Below are 19636 nucleotides of genomic sequence, written 5' to 3' on the forward strand. Positions count from 1 at the left end.
TGCGCTATCGCGAGCAATCACGGCGCGGACTATGGACCTCTTCCGGGCCGGTTGTCAAGGGGGTCAGGCTTGTCTTGCCTTCCAGTACCCGGGGCGACGCCGTCCGTGAGCGACGGCTACGACTTGGATGACCCCGTGAATCTCGCGATAGACCAGCGCGAAAGGGAACCGCCGGAAAAGATACCGGCGCGTTCCCGCGATATGAAGGGGCCATCTGGCGGGAGCCTGGGCGACCTGAAGAACCGCATGGTCAACCTCGGCTAAGAATGCGTCCCCCGCTCGTTCTCCCCGTTCCCGGTACCAAGCCTCGGCGGCGGCTGTCTCCGCGGCGGCTTCCGAATGGAACTCGACAGGAAGCGGCGCCATCACCGCTCCGTGATGCGCCGCCTGACCTCCGCCCAGGGAACTGTCGCCGCTTGACCGCTATCCAGTGCTTTCAACCGCGCTGAGATTTCGGCTTCCCAGGCCGCTTCCGCTCCTTCGTCAACCGTTTCATCAAGGCTGTCCAGCAACGAACCCGCCAGCGCCGCACGCGCCTCGGGAGGCAAGCTAAGGGCCTCTTTGAGAATTTCAGCGGGGTTCGGTGTCATGGCTGGTTCCTTCTCGCTTAGGACCATCCGCCTCAGGCCGCGATCTCGACCGTGGCGTAGAAATCCACTTGCCGCTTCGTCCGCCCCGGGCGGATGGCCCGCTGGCGCGGGCGGGGGACGGGCAGTCCATCTTCCCGCAGCCCCTCGATGTGCAGGGCGATCGCGGACTGGATGCGCCGGAGGGCGGCGTCAATCGTCTTTCCGGTGGCAACGCACCCCGGCAGATCAGGGACCGAGGCCCCCCAATCGCTTTCGGGATCTTTGTTGATCCGCACCAGGTACTGGAGCTTTCTCATATCTGGCCTCTTTTCAGTCCCGCCTGCCGGAAAACCGAGCCGAGCGTGCCTTTGGGCATGTCATCGCCCGGATGACCATTCACGGTGACGCGGCCCGGCTTCGTGGGGTGCTTGAACTGCCGGTGGCTTCCCCGTGTCACCACCAAAACCCAGCCCTCGCGCTCCAAGAGACGAATCGCGTCGCGGACTTTCAAGGGCCTCTCCCGGCATCTTTCCCTCTTGCCTGCATTCTACTTGTTGTTTTCCTTGAGGGCTAGTTTCCGCCATGGAGGCAAACCGGCGCCGGACCCCCCCTCAATACCTCCCCGCTCCCGGGTCCGCCTCGCGCGCCCAGGCGTCGATGCCGCCGCGGAGGCTCTGGACGCGCTCGAAGTCGCGTCCGCGGAGGAACTGCGCGACCATGGCGCTGCGCTGGCCGAGGTGGCAGAGGACGACGATGCGGGCCTCGGGGTCGAGCTCGATCGAGCGGGAGGGGACGTCCCCCATCGGGATGTGGAGGGAGCCTTCGATGCGCGCGAGCGGAAGCTCCCCCGGCTCGCGCACGTCGAGGAGAAGGATATCCTCCTCCCCGCTCTCGATGAGGCGCTTGAGCTCGGCCGGCGCGATCTCGAAGGGAAGCATGGTTCCTCCCCGGGATGAGAGATGGCGGGCGAGTTCCATTGTTCTTTAAGAATACCACCCCCCCAACACCTCCCCCCCCTGAGGGGGGAAGGAGTTGTCTACCCAGAACCACCCCCCGACACCTCCCCCCCTGAGGGGGGAAGGAAGCTCTCCTACCCAAAACCACCCCCCCAACCCCTCCCCCCCTTGGGGGGAGGGTCGGGTCCGCACGGACCCGACGATGGCCCGATGGGGGGGTGGCGAATCCCCCCGCCGGCCGCGCGTCAACGGCTCGCCCGCGCACCCGGGGCCGGGATCGGCCCTCCCCGTGCGCTCGACCGTTCGCCCAATTTTATCAATGATTTTTTGGAAGGGCGGCGGAAATTTCCCGCATATAAGAGCAAACATTCCGAAAATGCGCTATCTTTAAAATCGGAATGAGCCCCGCAAGGGCAATGGAGGAAGACATCTTATGGCGGCGAACTACGAGGTTCTTCCCGGCTACCGGCGCTTCAACCAGAAGCACAACGCCATCATGCGCTCCTCGTGGGACCCCAAGCTCGCGAGCTACGACCCGCGCAACGTCCGCTCGATCAAGGAGCACATCCAGCGCGAGGACGCCGGTTTCGATCACCTGGACTTCGCCCTCTCGAACGGCGCCACCACCGTCGCCTCCTCGCTGGGGACCGCCATCAACCGGCCCAACTCGGGCATCACCTCCTGGGAGTCCCTGGCCAAGCAGTGGGGCCGCACCTTCCCGATCGAGGCGGACCGCCTGGAGCCCGGGGATCCGGATCGGATGCGGGAGGCGCTCGGGAAGGTCGCCCGCTTCTACGGGGCCGACCTCGTGGGCTTCACCCCGCTCGACATGCGCTGGGTCTACTCCCATCACTACGACCCGAGGACGGGCCGGAACGACCCGGTGGAGATCCCCGAGGGGTGCGACCAGGTCATCGTCATGGGCGTGTCCATGGACCGCGACATGTTCGCCACCGCCCCCACGGCCATCATGATGGCCGAGACGCAGCGCAACTACTCGATCCTGGCCTCGCTGGCGGGCTCGATGGCGGAGTTCATCCGCACCCTGGGCTACCGCGCCGTGCCGTGCATGAACGACACCGCCCTCTCCGTCCCCCTCGCCGTGGACGCGGGCCTCGCCCAGCCCTCGCGGCTCGGCCCGGCCATCACGCCCCAATTCGGCCCCCGGGTGCGCTTCTGCAAGGTGATCACCGATCTCCCCCTCAACGCCGTGAAGAAGAGCGCCGACTTCGGCGTCATCGAGTTCTGCGAGGCGTGCGAGCGGTGCGCCCAGGCCTGCCCGGCCAAGTCGCTGCCGCTCGGCCCGCGCACCACCGAGGCCAACAACATCTCGAACAACCCGGGCGTCCTCAAGTGGTACGGCAACTACGAGTCGTGCCGCCTCTACTGGTCCCACCTGGGCACCAACTGCGGCATCTGCATCCGGGTGTGCCCCTTCAACCACGGCAAGGGCTTCCACCACGCCATCGCCAAGCGCCTCATCCGGCTCAAGTGGCGCTGGGTGAACCGCCTCCTCGTCCGGCTCCACGGCTGGCTGGGCTACGGCAGGCAGAAGGACCCGCGCCGCTTCTGGAACGGGGCGGGGTAGGGGATGTTCCCGCTGGCGGGATCCGCCGCCCGGGGAGATTTTTCATGTCAAGAATGGCGGGAATCGCGGAAGGGATCGGCCCTCCCTGTTTCTTTTCCGTTTTTTCGTGCAATGGCCGGCGGCCCGGCGCCATGGGCGAATGGCCATCCAAGCGCGTCCCCGCGCCTCGGGGAGGGAAGCGAAGGTTCCATTCAAGGAGAAGCCGGTTTCCGCTTCACATCATGGAGAAAATGAGATGAAACGCGAAAGGAGATGGCTGGAGGGAAAGAAAGGAAAATGTCTGACCCTTGCGTTGCTCCTGGTGGCTCTCTGGGCGGGGTCTCCTTACGCGGCGGAGCGAAGCGAGGTCAAGCCCACGTTCCCCACGTTCCAGCCGAAGGACGTCCCCGTGAAATGGGACGATATCCCGGCGAAGACCATCCGCCTCTTCTATCCCGGCCAGACCTCTTGGGATCGCCTGGTGAATCCCCAGAAGGACTTCACTCATGCGGCCGGCCCGGTGGTCAAGATGGGCGTCGCCTGCCGGACCTGCCACGTGACGGGAGGGGCGGCGCCGGACGAGGAGGCCCTCGGCAAGAAGCTCGTCCCCAAGGGTCCCGCCGAGGACAAGCCCATCCCCGGCAAGCGCCCGACCGTCGACCTCGCCGTCAAGGCCGCCTACGACGCCCAGAACATGTACTTTCAGTTCCAGTGGGAGAGCGAGGAGCCCGGCGTTTACCACAACGCGATGCGCTTCGACGGCAAGAAATGGGTGGGCTACGGGGGCAACAAGCCGGATAAGTCGCCGGGGCTCTACGAGGACCGCCTCACCCTTCTCCTCGGCTACAAGCAGGGAACCCCAGGTTACGTCGCGGCGGACGCGGGCACTCCCGCCGGCTTCCAGGCGGCCGGCTGCTTCATCACCTGCCACAACAGCATGCGGGACATGCCCCTCGACGCGCTCAACAACAAGGGCGTGAAGTCGGTCTTCCCGAAGGAGAGCGACATCCGGAAGTACCTCCTCATCACCCGCAAGCCCGCCCAGGCCGGCGACCCGAAGGAAAAGAAGGGGACGACCGAGGCCGAGGGCCGCTGGTCGCTCCTGAAGAGCAAGGAGGAGCTGGCCGAGATGCAGAAGAAGGGCCAGTTCCTCGACATGTGGATGTGGCGGGCCGCGCGCTCGGGCCACATCGGCTATGCCGACGACATCTGGGTCTTCGACTACCGGAATAGCGACAAGGGGAAGGGGCCCTGGCAGATGCAGCGGCCCAATGACCTGAACGCGAATCCTCCCAAGGGCTTCATGTTCAATCCGCAGGCGGTCCCCTCCAGCCGCCTGGGCGGGGGCAAGTACGCCATCCAGGGCGGAAGCAACCCCTTGCCGGTGATCAAGAATCAGGAGACGATCGCCTTCCTCGCGACCCTGGGCAAGAATGCGGTTCCCTATGATCCCAAGGCGTATCAGCCGAAGGAGGGGGACATCCTCTTCCAGCGCGTCCTCCGGGCGCCGGACCAGAGCCGGGGCGACATCCAGGCCTACGGCGTCTACCTGAAGAAGGCCGGCGAGAAGATGGGCAAGTACACTCTCGTGATGAAGCGCAAGCTCGACACCGGCCATCCCGAGGACGACGTGATCCTGAAGGACGGGGAGACGTATCCCATCGCCTTCGCCGTCCACGACGACCACGTCACCACCCGGCGCCACCACGTCTCGTTCGAGTACACCCTGGGGCTGGGGACGAAGGCGGACATCGAGGCGAAGAAGATCAAGTAACCGGAGCCTGTCCGGGCCTCCCCGGCCCGGATGGGTCCAACGCCAGCGCATGAACCGCCGCCCGGGAAACCCCTCCCGGGCGGCGGGGCGTTTCTGCGCCCGCGCGTGATAGGATGCCCCCGTTCGCTCCGGGAGGCTCCGCATGCGGCGCGTGGCGGCGGCTGTGGCCGTTCTCATCTTCCTGGCGTCGGCCCTGGCCTCGGCCCAGGCGAGGCGGGCGCCGCTCGTCATCGAGCAGGGCATCCGCCGGGCGACCGTCCAGGCCGAGCTCGCCGAGACCGCCCGCCAGCGTGAGATCGGCCTCATGCACCGGGAGAGCCTGCCCGAGGACGCGGGCATGCTCTTCATCTACCCCGAGGCGGCCCGGCTCACCTTCTGGATGAAGGACACGCGCATCCCCCTCTCCATCGCCTTCATCTCCGCCCAGGGCGTCATCACCGAGATCCTCGACATGGACCCGCCCCGGCCCGGGCAGCCGCCCCGCATCTACACCTCCCGCGAGAGGAACCGCTACGCCCTCGAGGTGAACCAGGGCTGGTTCCGGAAGAAGGGCATCGAGCCCGGGGCGCGGGTGCGCCTCGAGGCGCTGGGGAAATAGGTGGTGAAGCCGGAACATGCGGTTCAAGGGACGAAGGTCCGGGCAACCGCACCACTTGGACGACACCCCCTCCCTCCGGGCCTTCGCCCGCCGGAGCCAGGGTCGTGAAGGCGGGAGGGCTTCGGCCCGCGGAGGCGGGAGGGGGTGAGGGGGAGGGAAGGCCCAGAGCGCTCCCCCTCCCCGACCCTCCCCCACGCCCCAAGCGGCTGAGCCGCTTGGGGATCCCCAAAAAATCGGGGGAGGGAGAGTGGCTCTCGCCTTCGCGGTGCGAACAACGTGCTTGGATTTCACAGCTACGGGTGAGGGGAGCTTCCCTTCTCCTCGCCGCCGCGCTCCTCCTGCCGGGCCCCCTGCCGGGGCCGGGGCTCCGCGCCCAGGAGCCGGGAGTCTCCCCCGCCCTGCCCCCGCCCGGCTCCCACCAGGGGGAGCTGCTCATCGCCTCGCCCGAGATGCGGGACCCGCGCTTCCGGGAGGCCGTCATCCTCCTCGTCCGCCATAACGCCGATGGGGCCCTGGGGCTCATCCTGAACCGCCCGCTGGAGGAGGTGCCGCTGGCCGGGCTCATGCAAGGCCTGGGCGTCGAGGGGCCCGGGACGGAGGAGGGGGTGCTCCTCCACTACGGGGGGCCGGTGCGGCCCGGCGCGGGCTTCGTCCTCCACACGGCGGAGGAGGGCTTCGCGCCCAAGGAGCCCCTCGCCCCCGGCTACGGCGTCAGCCCCTTCGCCGAGGTCCTCCGCGCCATGGCCGGAGGAAAGCGCCCCCGGCGGGCCGTCTTCATCCTGGGCTACGCCGGCTGGGGGCCGGGCCAGCTCGAGGCGGAGATGCGCCGCGGAGGGTGGGAGACCGCCCCCGCGGACGAGGACCTCCTCTTCGACGCGGACCACCGCACCAAGTGGGAGCGGGCGATGGAGCGGAGGACCCGGACGCTGTAGGCATTTCCCCTTTTTTCTTCGGAATTTTGGCCCTCCACGCCAAAAAATATTGACAAAGAAGCAAAGTTAAGTTAGATTAACTTTGTTGTTGAGGATTAACAGGCAAGCGCCATCGGTGCCGTCAAGGGAACAGGGACGACCGGTCAGCCAGCCAGGGACAGAGCTTCTGCCTGCCGTGGCTTTTTTTGTGGCGGGACCTCCCGGCACATCAAGCGCCGCGGCCCGGCGGGGAGGGCGGGCGATGGTTTGGGCTGGAACGTCCCGGAGGAATCTCGCGGCGGCGAGGATGGCGAGGGCGCGCGAGATGGCGGGCGATGTGGCTGCCGGCGTGGCCGTATTCTTGCTGGTGCTGAGCATGGCGCTCAGCATGATCGGCTTGTATTACAAGGTGCCCCGGATGCGGGGCGGGTTATTTGTGGCGGCGGCCGGCGCGGCCGAGCGCGCGGCTGGAATCTCTGCCAGAGGCGATTGCCCGGGGCAGGCCCTCCCACGGGAGCCGGGCCGCCGCCCGGGGACGGGCGGCGGCCCCGCCATCCACCAGACGAGAGGAGAATTCTAGTTGGAAACGGAATTCCAGTTGGGCGGCCAGGCCAACCAAGAGGGGACGGAGCGGGTGGACGTGGTGGTGGTCTCCGGCCGGGGGGAGAGGGCGCTCGAGCTCCGGCTCATGGGCTGGGGCCAGGGCCTCGGCTGGTACGTCCAGAAGAGCATCCGCCTCGACCGCCGGCAGGCGGCGGCCCTGCGGGAGCTTTTGGGGGTGGCGGGGGCGTTGGTGCCGTCCCCGCGCCGGGCGGGCCGCTCGGCTTCCCGTGCCGGCCAGTCCGCGGCGCAAGGCGATGCCGGGATCGCGGGCAATGTCGTGCCCCTGATGGAAAGGCGCGCCGGCTGATCAGGCGCTCTTCGTCAGGCGCACCACCTTGGCCGAAATCACCGGCTTCTTTTGGGCGAGCAGCATCTCCAGCTGCTCGATCTCTTCCTGCTCGTCCCGGATCATCTCCTCCAGCATGACGCGGAGGGGGACGTCGTCCTGGACCTTGGCCAGGAGCTCTTTCTGGGCTTCCTGGGCGGCGCGCTCGGCCTCGAGCGCCTGCTGGAGCATCTCGGTGACGTCCGCCGACTGGCGGATGGGGGCGGGCTCGACTGTAGGGAGCCCGCCCAAGGCCACGATCTTCTCCCCCACCTGCTTGGTGTGCCCCTTGAAACTCCCCTCGGCCATCCCGCGGAAGAAGCCGCGCAGGTAGGCCCTCTCCTTGCCCTGGACCAGGTAGCTGTGCTGGAGATGCTGGAGCATGGCGGAGTATTCGAGCGAGAGTATCTTGTTCAGTCCTGCGATCGCGGTCTGGGCATCCATGATGGCGCCTCCGATGGGGGAAGGCGGCGATCCCGGCTCCCTCTGGGATGCAAGGTATTTTATCACGTGCAGGGGGTGTGGTCTTATTTTTTGGGAAGCGACCCGGCGAAGCCATCGCCCGGTTTTTTGCGCTTTGACCATGAACGTGCGCGAAAATGGACGAGATTGCGGTAGCGGGTTTTCCCGGCCCGGGGCGTATCTTGCCCTTGGCGGCCCTGCCGGCCTCGGGGGCGGGCCGGTTGGTCCGCAGGGGCGATGCTCGTCAGCGCCCCTTCCAATGGGGGTAGGGGCGAACACGAGGTTCACCCCTGCCGACAAGAGGGGCGCCGGATACGGGAGGAAACACGCTTGTCGCGCGAATTGAAGGGAATTGAGGGGAAAAGCCCCCCAAACCCGCCCCTGGTCAGACCGCGAGGGGGAGAAAAGGAGGGGAGCCGGAGGAGGCGGCCGGAGGCAGTTGTCGCGGATATTGGCGGATATTGAGGGATAAAAGGTGCTTATTGATGGGGGAGGGCCATTTCTTCCTCGGCGGGGCCGGCGGGGGGCAATTGACGGCTAATGACGGATAGTGACGGATAAAGACCCCATAAAGACGGGCGGCCGGGCGCGCGCGGCCTAGGTGGTGGTCAGCTCGGTGGGGAGGGGGTTCCGGAAGGCGTCAGCGTACTTTTTCATGAAGTGCTCGGTCGAGTCGATGAACTCCTGGACGATGAGGGAGGAGGCGCGCGTCATCTGGTCGAAGGAGCGGTGGTCGGCGGCCCGGCGCATGGCCTCGCCGAGCCGGGTGTAGGCGCCCGTGCTGAAGGGCACCTGGTCGAGGCGCGCCTTCTGCTCGGCGACCACCTCGCGGTAGCGGGCCTGGAAGTCCTCGTCCTGGTCCTCCTCGTTCACGAAGGCGGCGAGGAAGCCCAGCGCCAGCGAGGACTGCTTGAAGAGCGCCATCGCCACGCGGCCCCGGCCGTCCCAGCGGCTCTCGAGCACCTTCTCCTTCGGGCTCTCGTCCTTTGTTTTCTCGCTCTCGTCGACGTGCCGCTTGATGAACTCGAGGAAGGGCGTGTAGAGCTGGCGGAGCCCGGTGTCCACCGTCAGGAATATCTTGAGCGCGTTCTGGCAGATCTCCTTCTCCTTGGCCTTCTCGATCTCGACCTGGGCGGCCAGCATGTTCTTGCGGGCGGTGTACTTCTTCCAGCGGTCGTGCGCCTCCTCGAGCACCCCGTAGCCCTCCCCGAGGGCGCGGTGAAACCGCGTCACGTCCGCGAGGAAGGAGGCGGGGTCGCGGTGCCGGGCGGCGCCCGGGTTGCGGCGGTCGGACCGGCCGCCGGGGCGGACGGAGGCCTCCTCCGGCGAGCGGCGGCGTCCGCCGGTCATCAGGTCCGGGTGCGCGATCTTTTCTTCCGCCGGCTCGGCCATCCGGCCTCCTTTCCTGGGCGCTGCCCCCGCCGGAACGGGGGCGAATTCCGTCCCATTCTATCGCAGACCCTACGGATCGGGCGGAACGAAGTGCGAACCGGGCCACATGCCGAGGCGATCCGGCGCGGGTCCGGAATGGAAAGCCGCCCAGGATCGCCCCGGGCGGCTTGCGTTCCGCGGGACAGGCCCGAGGATCCAGGCTACTTCAGGTTCTGGATGATCTGCTTGGAGGTTTCATGCTGTGCCTTTAAGAGGTTGCTCAGCATCTGGAACATCCGCTGCTGCCTCTGCATGGCCTCCTGTAATTCCAGCTGGGCCTTCTGGGCGTCCTGTGGGGTGAACTTCTTCACGGGAGCCTGGTTGATCTTCTGCTGGGCGGCGGCGTTCTGGGTCTTGAGATCGGCCAGGAGCTTATGGAGGGACTGGTTCGCGGCGAGCACCTTCTGGCACGACTGCACGGAAGGCTGAAGCTGCTGAATCTTGGCCGCGGTCTCGCGGTACTGCTTCTCGGTCTGCGCCTTCTGCTTGGCCAGCGCGTTGAGGGCCTGCTTCTCCTGCGGGGTGGGCGCCTTCTGGACCGGCTGCTGGGCCTGGGCGGCGGCGGCGAGCGCGAAGGCGGCTGCGGCGGCGAGCAAGATGGCTTTCATCGAATGCCCCCAAGGACGATGGAAAGTGAAAGAACATCTCCTCTCCCTCCACACCGAGGGGAGTGGAAGAAAACGATATTTAATCATATTTCAGAAAACGAGATAGTCAAATAAGAAAATAGAGGCCCCAATCGGCTCCCCGGCCCGGCGCCGGACTGGATTCCCTGGACTTGGCCGCCCGGCGCAACGCCCCAGCGCAGAAAAACCGCCCGGGGGCTGCCAGGCGGTTTTTCCTCCGTCAGTGGAGCGCGGCGGACCGGGGCGGGATTGGGCGGCGCCTCCCTATATCCTTCCCAGGAGGGCGAGGATCAGGAGCACGATGAGGACGGTCCCGAGGGTGCCGCTCGGGTAGTAGCCCCACCCGGAGCTGTAGGGCCAGGTGGGCAGGGCGCCGACGAGTAAGAGGATGAGGATGACGAGGAGGACGGTAGTCATGGGCCGATCTCCAAAATGGGGCCGTTCCCGGGCCCGTTCGGTGAGGAGGCGGCGGGAAGGAATCCGGCGGGCGTCAGTCGAACCGGCGGCGGCTCCCGAAGGCCGCGAGCAGGAAGCCGCCGATGGCGGCCGCCGTGCCCGTGACGAGGAACCACATGGTGCGGTCGGTGTACTGGCCGGTCAGGGCCTCGGAGGCCCGGTTGACGGTGGAATCGGTGGCGTTGAACCCGAAGACCAGGAGCAGCACCCCGACGGCGACGAGGACGAAGCCAAGGATTCGCTGCGGGCTCATGGGAATTTCCTCCGCTCCCGGAGTTGGGGGAGGAGGGAGGGGCCCGGCCTCCGGGCGCGCGCGGGCCTCCGGTGATTCGAGGCGGCACGTGTCAGGCGGCGGATGCTGCGAGGGCGGCGCTGCGGAAGGCGGCGCCCCGGAAGCCGGGAGGCTTCCGGGGACCGAAGCAGCGGCGGTGCTGCGATCGGGCGGGGCGGGCTAGCCCTTCGGCGCCTCTCCGGCGACGTAGAGGGCCCCTCCCGCCCGCTTGAATTCCTGGGCCTTCTCCTGGAGGCCGGCCGAGAGGGCCTCCGCCTCCTTCATGCCCTGCCGGGCGGCGTACTCCCTCACCTCCTGCGTGATCTTCATCGAGCAGAACTTGGGGCCGCACATGGAGCAGAAGTGGGCCACCTGGGCGCCCTCGGCGGGCAGGGTCTCGGCGTGGTACTCCAGCGCCCGCTCGGGGTCGAGGGAGAGGTTGAACTGGTCGCGCCAGCGGAACTCGAAGCGGGCCTTGCTCAGGGCGTCGTCGCGGGCCTGGGCGCCCGGGTGGCCCTTGGCCAGGTCGGCGGCGTGGGCGGCGATCTTGTAGGCGATGACGCCCTCGCGCACGTCGTTCTTGTCCGGGAGGCCGAGGTGCTCCTTCGGGGTGACGTAGCAGAGCATGGCGGTGCCGAACCAGCCGATCATGGCCGCCCCGATGGCGCTGGTGATGTGGTCGTAGCCGGGGGCGATGTCGGTGGTCAGGGGGCCCAGGGTGTAGAAGGGAGCCTCGTGGCAGATGGCGAGCTGCTTGTCCATGTTCTCCTTGATGAGGTGCATGGGCACGTGGCCCGGCCCCTCGATCATCACCTGCACGTCGTGCTTCCAGGCGATCTGCGTGAGCTCGCCCAACGTATCGAGCTCGGCGAACTGGGCCTCGTCGTTGGCGTCCGCGATGGCGCCCGGCCTGAGGCCGTCCCCCAGGGAGAAGGAGACGTCGTAGGCCTTCATGATCTCGCAGATCTCCTCGAAGCGCGTGTAGAGGAAGCTCTCCTGGTGGTGGGCCAGACACCACTTGGCCATGATGGAGCCGCCGCGCGAGACGATGCCCGTCACGCGCTTGGCCGTGAGCGGGATGTAGCGCAGCAGCACCCCGGCGTGGACGGTGAAGTAGTCCACCCCCTGCTCGGCCTGTTCGATGAGGGTGTCGCGGTAGACTTCCCAGGTGAGGTCCTCGGCGACCCCATTCACCTTCTCCAGGGCCTGGTAGATGGGGACGGTGCCGATGGGCACGGGGGAGTTGCGGAGAATCCACTCGCGCGTCTCGTGGATGTTCTTCCCGGTCGAGAGGTCCATCACCGTGTCGGCGCCCCAGCGGGTGGACCAGCGCATCTTCTCGACCTCTTCCTCGATCGAGCTGGCGACGGCCGAGTTGCCGATGTTGGCGTTGATCTTCACCAGGAAGTTGCGGCCGATGATCATCGGCTCGCTCTCGGGATGGTTGATGTTGGCCGGGATGATGGCGCGGCCCCGGGCCACCTCGGAGCGGACGAACTCGGGGTCCATGTTCTCCCGGATGGAGATGAACTCCATCTCCGGGGTGACGGCGCCCTTGCGGGCGAAGTGCATCTGGGTGGCGTTGCCGCGCCCGCGCAGCACCTTGCGCCGGGGCGGCATGGGAAGGTCCGGATCGCTGTGGCCGGGCACCGGCTTGTAGGAGGCCTCGGCCTCGCCGTACGGCCCCCGGGAGCGGATCCAGGGCTCCCGCAGGCGGGGCAGCCCCTGCCGGACGTCCTGATTCTCGGGGCCGCTCGTGTCGTAGACGCGCACGGGCGGCTCGCCGCCCGAGAGGGCGATCTCCCGCATGGGAACGCGGATGCCCCGGCCGCCCTCGACGAAGACCCTGTGCGAGCCGGGGAAGGCTCCGGCCTTCTGGGAGCCGTTCTCCCCGAGGAGGGAGAGGCCGTTCTTCGTCCCGTTGGCCTTGCCGTTGTGTGCCATGTCTTTCGGCTCCTTTGACACCGCGCACCAAGGGCGCTCGGCCCTCGTCGCCAGTATCGCTTATGGGCGACAAATACGGCTATCGGGAAGGAACCGGATCGAACGATGACGGGATTCGCTTCCCTACGCCGGTCTAAACCGGATCAGGTTCGAAGGGTATCATCTCAGCCTTTCGGCACCCCCAGCGAACAGGCTCACAGCCTACCAGCCCCGGCGCATACGGTCAAAGAGGGTTTCGGACCTCAACCGCGGCGCGCGGCGGGGTGGCGACTTTCATCCCGAATGGGTGTAAGGTTTCTCCGCCCGCCCGCCCGCTTTATGGATTCCGAGCCCATGCGACCCGGTTCCTCCCCCGGACCCTCCTCCCGGGCCCTGTGGCTGTGGGCGGCGGCCGTCTTCCTGGCGGCCTGCCTCCCCTACGCCGGTACGCTCTCCCATCCCTTCGTCCACGACGATCTCACCCTCATCGGCACCAACCCGGTTGTCCAGGAGCGGGGGCGCGCCCTCGATGCCTTCCGCACGGACTACTGGGCCATGCGCAAGGGAGACGAGAAGCGCGACCGCCTCTACCGGCCCCTCACCGTCCTCACTCTGGCGCTCAACCACGCCTTGGGCGGGGAGGGGCCGGCGGGCTACCGGCTTCTCAACGTCCTCCTCCACGCCCTGGCCAGCCTGCTGCTCCTCTGGGCGGCGCTGCGGTCCGGGCTGGGGCCGCACGCGGCGGGAGCGGTGGCCCTGCTCTTCGCCCTGCACCCCATCCACACCGAGGCGGTGAACGCCGTGGTGGCCCGGGCGGACCTCATGGCCGCGGCGGGCGTCTTCGCCGGGATGGCCCTCCTCCTGGGCCGGGCGCTGCCCCCGCCCGGCGAGACGGGGGAGGGCGCCGCCCCCGGGAGGAAAGGGAAAAAAAGCGAGGCCCCGGCGCCCCCTCCGGCGCGGGCCGCGGCCCTGGGCGCGGGGGCCGGGGGCGTGTTTCTCCTCGCCCTCCTCTCGAAGGAGGCGGGCGCGGCCCTGCTTCTGTGGGCGGGGGGATGGTGGCTCTGGTGCCGCCTCGCCGGGTGGAGACGGGGGAGCGGCGCGCCCGCCCTCGCCGCCTGGGCCGGGCTGGGCGCGGCCCTCCTTCTCTACCTCGCCATGCGCTATGCGGCGCTGGGGATGTGGGCGCGGCCCGTCCCGCCCTCGCGCCTCGACAATCCGCTCGCCCACGCGGGGCTTCTCGAACAGTGGTGGGGGGCGCTCGGGGTGCTAGGCCGCTTCCTCAATCTCCTCGCCTGGCCCTGGCCCCTGAGCCTGGACTACTCCTACGCCCAGGTCCTTCCGGGCGGGATGGAGACGGCCCTCTACGCGGCGGCGGGGCTTGCGGCGATGGCGGGGTGGGGCTGGCTGGCCTGGAGGCGGCGGGAGGAGGCCCCCTGGCTGGGCCTTGGCCTCGTTCTCTTCCTGGCGGGCTACCTCCCGGCGGCCAACCTCCTGGTCCCCATCGGCACCGTCATGGCCGAGCGGACGATGTACCTGCCCTCCGCCGGTTTCCTCCTCGCCGCCGTGCCCTCGATGGCGCTGGGGCTCGCGCGCCTGGCGCGGGGGGACTGGCGCCTTCCGGCGGGGGCGCTCGCGGCGGCGGCGCTTCTCCTCGGGGGCCTCGCCTGGGCGCGCAACCGGGATTGGGCCGATCCCCTCCGCCTGTGGGGGCGCGCGGCCGAGGTTTCCCCCCGGAGCGCGCGGGCGCTGGCCACCTACGGCCAGTATCTCAACCGCAAGGGCCGCTTCGCGGAGGCCATCCCCCCCTTGCGCGAGGCGGCGCGCATCTACCCCCTCTACGACCCCGCCTGGATCGACCTGGGCATCGCCCAGATGCAGACCCGCCACGAGAAGGAGGCGGAGGTCTCGCTCAAGGAGGCCCTGCGGCTCCGCTCCGACTCCCCCGAGGCCCACCTCGCGCTGGGGGCGCTCTACAGCGGGACGGGCCGGCTCGAGGAGGCTCAGGGCCACCTGGAGCGCGCGGTGGCCCTCGCCCCCCATTTCGCGGAGTCGCGCTTCAACCTCGGCACGCTCTACCTGAAGCTGGGCCAGCGGAAGCTCGCCATCGCCCAGCTCACCGCGGCTCTCTCGCTCGAGCCGGGGCGGGGGGACGCCCACCACAACCTGGCCATCGCCCTCTACCTGGAGAGGGACGAGGCCGGAGCGCGCCGGCACGCCCGGGAGGCCTCCCGCCTGGGGGTGCGCCTCCACCCGGCGATGGCCAAGGCCCTCGGGCTCGCCCCCGCGCCGTGAGGGTTTGCGGGCGCCAGCCAATTGAATTTTCTTTGGTTTTTCAGGTTCTCACCCTTGTGATAGACTGCGGCCGCGTCCGTCCTGGTGAAGAGGTCTAGAGCAGTGCGTTGCGCGAAATGCGGCTATGTGACCTTCGACCGGGCCGGTGAATGCCCCCGGTGCGGCAAGAGCCTTCCCGAACCCCTGGTCGCGACGGCCGTGCTCGCGCCGGCCGCTTCCCGAGCGGGCCGCCCGGCGTTCCTCTCCTCCCTCATGCTCGGCCCCATCCCCCGCTTCTACGGCGATCCGGGCGATCCGGCCGTCCCCTCCCTGCTCGATCCGGAGGAGGAGGGCCTTGCCGGCTCCGATCTCACGGACGGCGGGACCGAATCCCCTCCGGCCGTTGCCTCGCGCCCCGGTGGGGGTGAGGACGCGCCCGCCGCCTCGCGGGACGATCTGGCGCTCGAAGATGCGCTCGAGGGCATGGAGGAGCCGGCTGCTGGGGCGGAGGCGCTGGCCCCTCCGATCGCGGAACCTCCGGCCGCGCGCGCCCCGCGGCGCGCCGGGCCGCCCTCCGAGGAGGATGACCCGCTCGCCTCCCTGGACCTGGGGGCCTCGCTGGAGCTGACGGAAGCGCCCACGCCCGCCCGCAGCCAGGCGGGCGCCCGGAAGGCCGGCGACCCCGGCGACGCCTTGCCCGTCGGCCTGGATGCGGCTCTCCTCGATGATAATCTCAATGAGGAAGAGGCGCCCTCGGCCGCTCCCGCCCGGGCCGCGCAGGCCACGGGGGACGCGGGCGGGGCGTCCACGGAGGCGGCGGAGGAGGACCTCGCCGCCCTCTTCGCCGACGAGGAAGCCCCGGCCCCGGCGGCCCGCCGGGCGCGGGAGAAAGCGCCGGAGGCCCCCGCCGCTTCGCAGGAGGACGAGGACGTTCTCTCGATTCTCGATGAAGCCGATGCGGCGGACGCGCCCGCCAAGGCGCCCGCAATCTCCCGGGCTCCCGAGTCCGTTCCGTCCCGGGCCCTCCCGGCGGAGGAGGCTCCGGGGCTCGATGCCCTGGATGAGCTGGGGGTGGACGAGGCCGGCGCGGCCCCCGACCCGGCGTCCCCGGCCGCTTTGGCGGGCCCCAAGGCGGGCGAGGAGGAGGACATCTCGAACCTCTGGGCGGAGGCCTTCACCGAAGCCGCCCCTTCTCCGCCCGGGCTTCCGGACGAGCAGGGGGGAGAGTTCCCGGCCGCGCGATCTTCGGCCGCCGGGGATGGCGGCGCCGAGGACATGTGGGCGGGCGCCCTTGAAGAGGGCGGGGGCGCCCCGGCCCCGGCAAAGCGGGAGGTCGCGCCTCCGGTCGGGGCCTCCGCCGGGGGAGGAGAAGACAGCCTCTCGGACATGTGGAGCGACGCCTTCGCCGAGCAGGAGGCCGCGGCCAAGGCCCAGCGCGAGGGGAAGAAGCCTCAGGCGGGGGCGGCCGACCTGGGCGAGGGCGACCTCGAGCAGATGTGGTCGGAGGCCCTGAACGAATCCGGGGACGCCCCCCGCGCGGCCGCGCCCGCCGGCGCGGCCCCGGCCGAGGCGGAGCTTCCCAAGGAGGATTTGGCCGGCTTCCTCGACGAAGGCGAGGCGGTCCCGGCTTCCACCCCCGCCGAGGACGAAGCCGCCGCCGGGGACGCCAAGAAGGCGCCGGTCCGGCCGGGCGGCGGATTGATGGCGGACGACGAGGATTCCGGCGATATCGAGGCCTATGTCCCCGACGAGGCCCCCGCGGCGGCGGCTCCTCCCGAGGGGAAGGCGCCGGCCGGGGATTTCTTCGAAGGCGGGGCCGCCGCCCCGGAGGAGCCTGAGGAAGAAGAGGAGGAAAAGGGGAAGGCCGAGGTCATCGGGGTCCCGCTGGCCGCCCGCGCCGCGGCGGGAGCGGTGGATTTTGGCGTCCTGGCGGCCTTGCAGGCCGTCTTCGCGTTCATCTCCCACGGGATCGTGAGCCGGGCGGCCGGGCCGGTTTCGGCGAACATGGAGGCGCTCATCCTGCTCGGTCTCCTCAACGGAGTGGTGCTGTTCCTGCTCTCCATCTTTTACTCGGTCTATTTCGTCGGAATGTTCGGCTGCACCCCGGGCCAGAGGTGCATGGGACTGTCGGTGGTGGACATGGAGGACAAGCCGGTACAATACATGCAGGCGATTCTGCGTTACTTTGGCGGCCTCGCGGCCACCCTTCCCCTGGGAGCGGGACACCTCCTGGTCCCCTTCGACAAGAAGCGCCGGGGGATCGGAGACCGCCTGGCGGGGACCCGTGTGGTCCTCAAGATGAAGGTGTAGACGGACCAGGCACGAGTCCGGACGGGGAGAATTCCCCGATTCTTCAGGAGATAGGGACGCACATGATGCGCAAAGCCCTGCGGTGGACAGCCGGCCTCATGACGCTCGCCCTCCTGGCGGCGGCCCCCTGGGCCGGCGCCCAGGGGATGGATTCCGCGCGGGCGCTTCAATCCCTCAGCGACAAGCTCCACCAGCGCTACCCCCACCTGGAGGGCCACGTGGTGGCCGTCAGGGGAGGCGACCTCTATCTGAGCCTGGGCGAGAAGGATCGCCCGGTCAAGGGGGTGAAGCTCACGGTTTTGCGCAAGGGCGCCCCCTTCCGCCATCCGGTCACCGGCGCGGTCCTGGGGACGCTCGAGGAGGAGGTCGGCGAGGCCGAGGTGGTGGAGGTGCAGCCCAAGTTCTCGGTCGCGCGGATGGTGCGCCTCGCCCCGGGCCGGGACCTGGCGCCCCAGGTGAACGACATCGTGCGGCTCTCCTCGGCCAAGATCCGCCTCGCCGTCCTGCCCTTCATCAACCAGACCAAGGAATCCCTGGGGATGGACGTCCTGACGCGGGAACTGGCGCAGATGCTCCTGGCGCAGGGGCGGTTCGACGTGTACGACGTGGACCGGCTTCAGGTGTGGATGCTGGAGCAGGGGCTGGCGGTGGATGAGCTCCTGAAGGGGGACAATTCCATCAAGCTCCGCAACCAGGTGCGCTCCGATCTGGCGCTGGAGACGAGCGTCCGCGACGTTCGGGGCAAGAAGGTCATCACCAGCCGGCTCGTGTCGCTCACCAACCGGGAGGAGCTGTTCCAGGCGGTGGCCATCGCGGACGAGCTTCCGTTCGAGCAGCGGCCTCCCCGCGAGCAGGCCCTGCGCCGGGGGGAGGGGGGAGCGCCGGTCAGCGGGCTCGCCTCGAACCCGAGCTTCATCCTGAACCGCGAGGGCGTCCCCGGCGCGAAGGGCCGGGTGACCAACTTCCAGTTCGACGGCAAGTTCCGCGGCCTCGCGGTGGCGGACCTGGACGGCGACGGGAAGAACGAGGTGGTCATCATCACGGTGAACGAGGTGCGGGTCTACCAGTTCGCCCAGAACCGGATGCGCGAAGTGGCGCGCTTCAGCGACGGGCGCGCGAACGACTACCGCTGGGTGGACGCGGCCGACATGAACGGCAATGGGAAGGCGGAACTCTACATCGCCAACTACCGCTACGGCGGTCTTTTCTCCCTCGTATTGGAGCTGCAGGGCAAGGAATTCAAGACGCTGGCGGACAACGAGAGCGTTTTCTTCCGCCTGCTCCGCGTCCGGCGCCCCGAGCGCGGGGCCAAGATCCCCGACGCCGACGCCTTCCTCCTCCTGGGCCAGATCCAGGGGCTCGGCAAGCCCTTCGAGGGGCCCATCCAGCGCTACCGGTGGTCGGGCAGCCGGCTCGCCGCGGCCGCCCCGTACCTCCTGCCGTCGCGCTTGAACATCCTGGGCTTCGGCCTGTGGGACGTGGACAAGGACGGCACCCTCGATGTCATCGAGGTGGGGGAGGACGACAAGCTGCGCGTTTTCTCCCGGCGGGGCGAGCAGAGGTTCGTGAGCGCGGGCCGCTATGGGGGGCCCGTGCACACTTTCTTTTCCAAGGAAGTTAGCAGCGATGAAGAGTTGGGCGGGCGCACCCCCGACCTCCCCATCCGGTCGAGGGTCCTGGTCGCCGACGTGGACGGGGACGGGACCGACGAAGTGCTCGTCATCGCGAATGAATATTCCGCCACCCGGCTCGTGCCCGGCCTTGGGGTCGGGAGCGGGCAGATCGCCAGCCTGGTCTGGGACGGCAGCGGCCTCTCCGACATCTGGAGGTCCACCAAGCTCTCCAAGGGGATCGCCGATTTCGCCTATGCCGACGCCGACAACGACGGCCTGGAGGACCTCGTGGTGATCACCACCGATACGGGGGTCCTCCCGGACGACATTAGCACCTTATATATATTCAAAACAAAGGGTTAGGAGTTCCGAGGGCGGCGCGGAAGGGGGGGGTTGACAAGATTCCCTCTATTTCCGCATGATTGCTCCGGTTTACCTGAAATTTACGAAGCCGTAAGGAAGCTCCCCGCCCGGTTGTTGCGAGGGGGGAGCTTCCGTTCGAAGCTTGGCGGCGCCCAAGGCGCGCCGGGAGAAGGCGGATGTAAATAGGCGGGATCGTCCGGTGCGGCGGGCGGTTCGGCCTTGAGGGCCGGTGCGCGCGACGGCGAAGCGCCGGTTTTCTCTCAACTCCACGGAGCCGCACGCTTGCGCGTGCGGCTTTTTTATTTTTCTCCGCCCCGGGAAAGGAGGTGAGAGCCGGAAGAGAAAGCCGCCGAAGCTCCCATGCACGGAACTTGAATGAAAGACCGGCAAGATCGGCACCATAGAGCACCTTCTGAGGAGAGACAGAAATGCGGAAATACCTGCTGGCCCTGGCCGCGGGCGTGCTCGCGGCCAGCCTGGCGGCTCCTTCCTACGCCGCCGACTTCAAGTACACGGGCATCTTCCGCCTGCGCGGCATCACGACGGAAGACCTCGACCGCAACGAGAACACCCACGACGGCAGCCAGTACATGGACGCCCTCGTGCG

Annotated in this window: 21 protein-coding genes and 1 riboswitch; of the genes, 10 read left to right on the forward strand and 11 right to left on the reverse strand. The window is 68.6% G+C overall.

Going from position 1 to position 19636, the window contains the following annotated elements:
• Nucleotides 1–63 precede the first annotated feature (63 nt).
• The 5 genes from HYZ11_13665 to HYZ11_13685 all read right to left on the reverse strand — a co-directional run bounded on the left by HYZ11_13665 (nucleotide 64) and on the right by HYZ11_13685 (nucleotide 1507).
• Nucleotides 64–366, reverse strand: coding sequence for a type II toxin-antitoxin system RelE/ParE family toxin (locus tag HYZ11_13665; GenBank protein MBI3128646.1), 303 nt, complete (start codon nucleotides 364–366; stop codon nucleotides 64–66).
• Nucleotides 366–590, reverse strand: coding sequence for an addiction module protein (locus HYZ11_13670; protein ID MBI3128647.1), 225 nt, complete (start codon nucleotides 588–590; stop codon nucleotides 366–368). Before HYZ11_13670 ends, HYZ11_13665 begins: the two co-directional genes overlap by 1 nt.
• A 32-nt stretch (nucleotides 591–622) precedes the next feature.
• Nucleotides 623–886, reverse strand: coding sequence for a type II toxin-antitoxin system HicB family antitoxin (locus HYZ11_13675; protein MBI3128648.1), 264 nt, complete (start codon nucleotides 884–886; stop codon nucleotides 623–625).
• Complete coding sequence (locus HYZ11_13680) at nucleotides 883–1080, reverse strand: type II toxin-antitoxin system HicA family toxin (GenBank protein MBI3128649.1); 198 nt, start codon at nucleotides 1078–1080, stop codon at nucleotides 883–885. The genes HYZ11_13675 and HYZ11_13680 overlap by 4 nt, the downstream gene beginning before the upstream one ends.
• Nucleotides 1081–1180: 100 nt before the next feature.
• A complete protein-coding gene (locus tag HYZ11_13685; protein MBI3128650.1) occupies nucleotides 1181–1507 on the reverse strand; it encodes a sulfurtransferase in 327 nt (108 codons plus the stop codon).
• A 451-nt stretch (nucleotides 1508–1958) separates the two neighbouring features.
• On the opposite strand from HYZ11_13685, the gene HYZ11_13690 reads away from it, so the two are divergent.
• From HYZ11_13690 to HYZ11_13715, 6 genes are all read left to right on the forward strand, one after another.
• Entirely contained in the window at nucleotides 1959–3113 is a 1155-nt protein-coding gene (locus tag HYZ11_13690; GenBank protein ID MBI3128651.1) for a reductive dehalogenase, read from the forward strand.
• A gap of 235 nt (nucleotides 3114–3348) precedes the next feature.
• On the forward strand, nucleotides 3349–4866 hold the full coding sequence (locus HYZ11_13695; protein MBI3128652.1) for a hypothetical protein: 1518 nt from the start codon (nucleotides 3349–3351) through the stop codon (nucleotides 4864–4866).
• Nucleotides 4867–5008: 142 nt separating this feature from the next.
• Nucleotides 5009–5464: a DUF192 domain-containing protein gene (locus HYZ11_13700; protein ID MBI3128653.1), complete on the forward strand. Its 456-nt coding sequence runs from the start codon at nucleotides 5009–5011 to the stop codon at nucleotides 5462–5464.
• A 299-nt stretch (nucleotides 5465–5763) separates the two neighbouring features.
• Nucleotides 5764–6396: a YqgE/AlgH family protein gene (locus tag HYZ11_13705; protein MBI3128654.1), complete on the forward strand. Its 633-nt coding sequence runs from the start codon at nucleotides 5764–5766 to the stop codon at nucleotides 6394–6396.
• Between the two features lie 286 nt (nucleotides 6397–6682).
• Nucleotides 6683–6955, forward strand: a complete 273-nt coding sequence (locus HYZ11_13710) for a hypothetical protein (GenBank protein MBI3128655.1) — start codon at nucleotides 6683–6685, stop codon at nucleotides 6953–6955.
• On the forward strand, nucleotides 6956–7285 hold the full coding sequence (locus HYZ11_13715; GenBank protein ID MBI3128656.1) for a hypothetical protein: 330 nt from the start codon (nucleotides 6956–6958) through the stop codon (nucleotides 7283–7285).
• On the opposite strand, the gene HYZ11_13720 is transcribed toward HYZ11_13715, so the two are convergent.
• From HYZ11_13720 to thiC, 6 genes are all read right to left on the reverse strand, one after another.
• On the reverse strand, nucleotides 7286–7747 hold the full coding sequence (locus HYZ11_13720) for a ferritin-like domain-containing protein (protein MBI3128657.1): 462 nt from the start codon (nucleotides 7745–7747) through the stop codon (nucleotides 7286–7288).
• A 615-nt stretch (nucleotides 7748–8362) separates the two neighbouring features.
• Nucleotides 8363–9157, reverse strand: coding sequence for a hypothetical protein (locus HYZ11_13725; GenBank protein MBI3128658.1), 795 nt, complete (start codon nucleotides 9155–9157; stop codon nucleotides 8363–8365).
• A gap of 200 nt (nucleotides 9158–9357) precedes the next feature.
• Nucleotides 9358–9804 carry a hypothetical protein gene (locus HYZ11_13730; protein MBI3128659.1) on the reverse strand — a complete coding sequence of 149 codons (447 nt, stop codon included), beginning with the start codon at nucleotides 9802–9804 and terminating at the stop codon, nucleotides 9358–9360.
• A gap of 282 nt (nucleotides 9805–10086) precedes the next feature.
• Nucleotides 10087–10239 (reverse strand): DUF3309 domain-containing protein, encoded by a 153-nt coding sequence (locus HYZ11_13735; GenBank protein MBI3128660.1) that lies wholly within the window; start codon nucleotides 10237–10239, stop codon nucleotides 10087–10089.
• 73 nt (nucleotides 10240–10312) lie between these two features.
• A complete protein-coding gene (locus HYZ11_13740) occupies nucleotides 10313–10531 on the reverse strand; it encodes a DUF3185 family protein (GenBank protein MBI3128661.1) in 219 nt (72 codons plus the stop codon).
• Nucleotides 10532–10729: 198 nt separating this feature from the next.
• On the reverse strand, nucleotides 10730–12493 hold the full coding sequence (gene thiC, locus HYZ11_13745) for a phosphomethylpyrimidine synthase ThiC (GenBank protein ID MBI3128662.1): 1764 nt from the start codon (nucleotides 12491–12493) through the stop codon (nucleotides 10730–10732).
• A 103-nt stretch (nucleotides 12494–12596) separates the two neighbouring features.
• Nucleotides 12597–12686, reverse strand: a riboswitch (TPP riboswitch).
• Nucleotides 12687–12826: 140 nt separating this feature from the next.
• Here thiC and HYZ11_13750 point away from each other — a divergent pair.
• From HYZ11_13750 to HYZ11_13765, 4 genes are all read left to right on the forward strand, one after another.
• Nucleotides 12827–14764 (forward strand): tetratricopeptide repeat protein, encoded by a 1938-nt coding sequence (locus tag HYZ11_13750; GenBank protein MBI3128663.1) that lies wholly within the window; start codon nucleotides 12827–12829, stop codon nucleotides 14762–14764.
• Nucleotides 14765–14866: 102 nt separating this feature from the next.
• Nucleotides 14867–17053 (forward strand): RDD family protein, encoded by a 2187-nt coding sequence (locus HYZ11_13755; protein MBI3128664.1) that lies wholly within the window; start codon nucleotides 14867–14869, stop codon nucleotides 17051–17053.
• Between the two features lie 62 nt (nucleotides 17054–17115).
• Entirely contained in the window at nucleotides 17116–19029 is a 1914-nt protein-coding gene (locus HYZ11_13760) for a VCBS repeat-containing protein (GenBank protein MBI3128665.1), read from the forward strand.
• A gap of 428 nt (nucleotides 19030–19457) precedes the next feature.
• The coding region (locus HYZ11_13765) for a hypothetical protein (GenBank protein ID MBI3128666.1) at nucleotides 19458–19636 on the forward strand (179 nt) is incomplete at its 3' end.

Source organism: Candidatus Tectomicrobia bacterium (assembly GCA_016192135.1).
In the GTDB taxonomy this organism is placed as follows: domain Bacteria; phylum UBA8248; class UBA8248; order UBA8248; family UBA8248; genus 2-12-FULL-69-37.

Excerpts from the sequence above, each read along its gene's own strand:
- HYZ11_13725 (MBI3128658.1), bottom strand. The coding sequence starts at position 9,157 with ATGGCCGAGCCGGCGGAAGAAAAGATCGCGCACCCGGACCTGATGACC.
- HYZ11_13750 (MBI3128663.1), top strand. The coding sequence starts at position 12,827 with ATGCGACCCGGTTCCTCCCCCGGACCCTCCTCCCGGGCCCTGTGGCTG.
- HYZ11_13720 (MBI3128657.1), bottom strand. The coding sequence starts at position 7,747 with ATGGATGCCCAGACCGCGATCGCAGGACTGAACAAGATACTCTCGCTC.
- HYZ11_13700 (MBI3128653.1), top strand. The coding sequence starts at position 5,009 with ATGCGGCGCGTGGCGGCGGCTGTGGCCGTTCTCATCTTCCTGGCGTCG.
- HYZ11_13730 (MBI3128659.1), bottom strand. The coding sequence starts at position 9,804 with ATGAAAGCCATCTTGCTCGCCGCCGCAGCCGCCTTCGCGCTCGCCGCC.
- HYZ11_13670 (MBI3128647.1), bottom strand. The coding sequence starts at position 590 with ATGACACCGAACCCCGCTGAAATTCTCAAAGAGGCCCTTAGCTTGCCT.
- HYZ11_13675 (MBI3128648.1), bottom strand. The coding sequence starts at position 886 with ATGAGAAAGCTCCAGTACCTGGTGCGGATCAACAAAGATCCCGAAAGC.
- HYZ11_13710 (MBI3128655.1), top strand. The coding sequence starts at position 6,683 with ATGGCGAGGGCGCGCGAGATGGCGGGCGATGTGGCTGCCGGCGTGGCC.
- thiC (MBI3128662.1), bottom strand. The coding sequence starts at position 12,493 with ATGGCACACAACGGCAAGGCCAACGGGACGAAGAACGGCCTCTCCCTC.
- HYZ11_13695 (MBI3128652.1), top strand. The coding sequence starts at position 3,349 with ATGAAACGCGAAAGGAGATGGCTGGAGGGAAAGAAAGGAAAATGTCTG.
- HYZ11_13740 (MBI3128661.1), bottom strand. The coding sequence starts at position 10,531 with ATGAGCCCGCAGCGAATCCTTGGCTTCGTCCTCGTCGCCGTCGGGGTG.
- HYZ11_13760 (MBI3128665.1), top strand. The coding sequence starts at position 17,116 with ATGATGCGCAAAGCCCTGCGGTGGACAGCCGGCCTCATGACGCTCGCC.
- HYZ11_13735 (MBI3128660.1), bottom strand. The coding sequence starts at position 10,239 with ATGACTACCGTCCTCCTCGTCATCCTCATCCTCTTACTCGTCGGCGCC.
- HYZ11_13690 (MBI3128651.1), top strand. The coding sequence starts at position 1,959 with ATGGCGGCGAACTACGAGGTTCTTCCCGGCTACCGGCGCTTCAACCAG.
- HYZ11_13665 (MBI3128646.1), bottom strand. The coding sequence starts at position 366 with ATGGCGCCGCTTCCTGTCGAGTTCCATTCGGAAGCCGCCGCGGAGACA.
- HYZ11_13685 (MBI3128650.1), bottom strand. The coding sequence starts at position 1,507 with ATGCTTCCCTTCGAGATCGCGCCGGCCGAGCTCAAGCGCCTCATCGAG.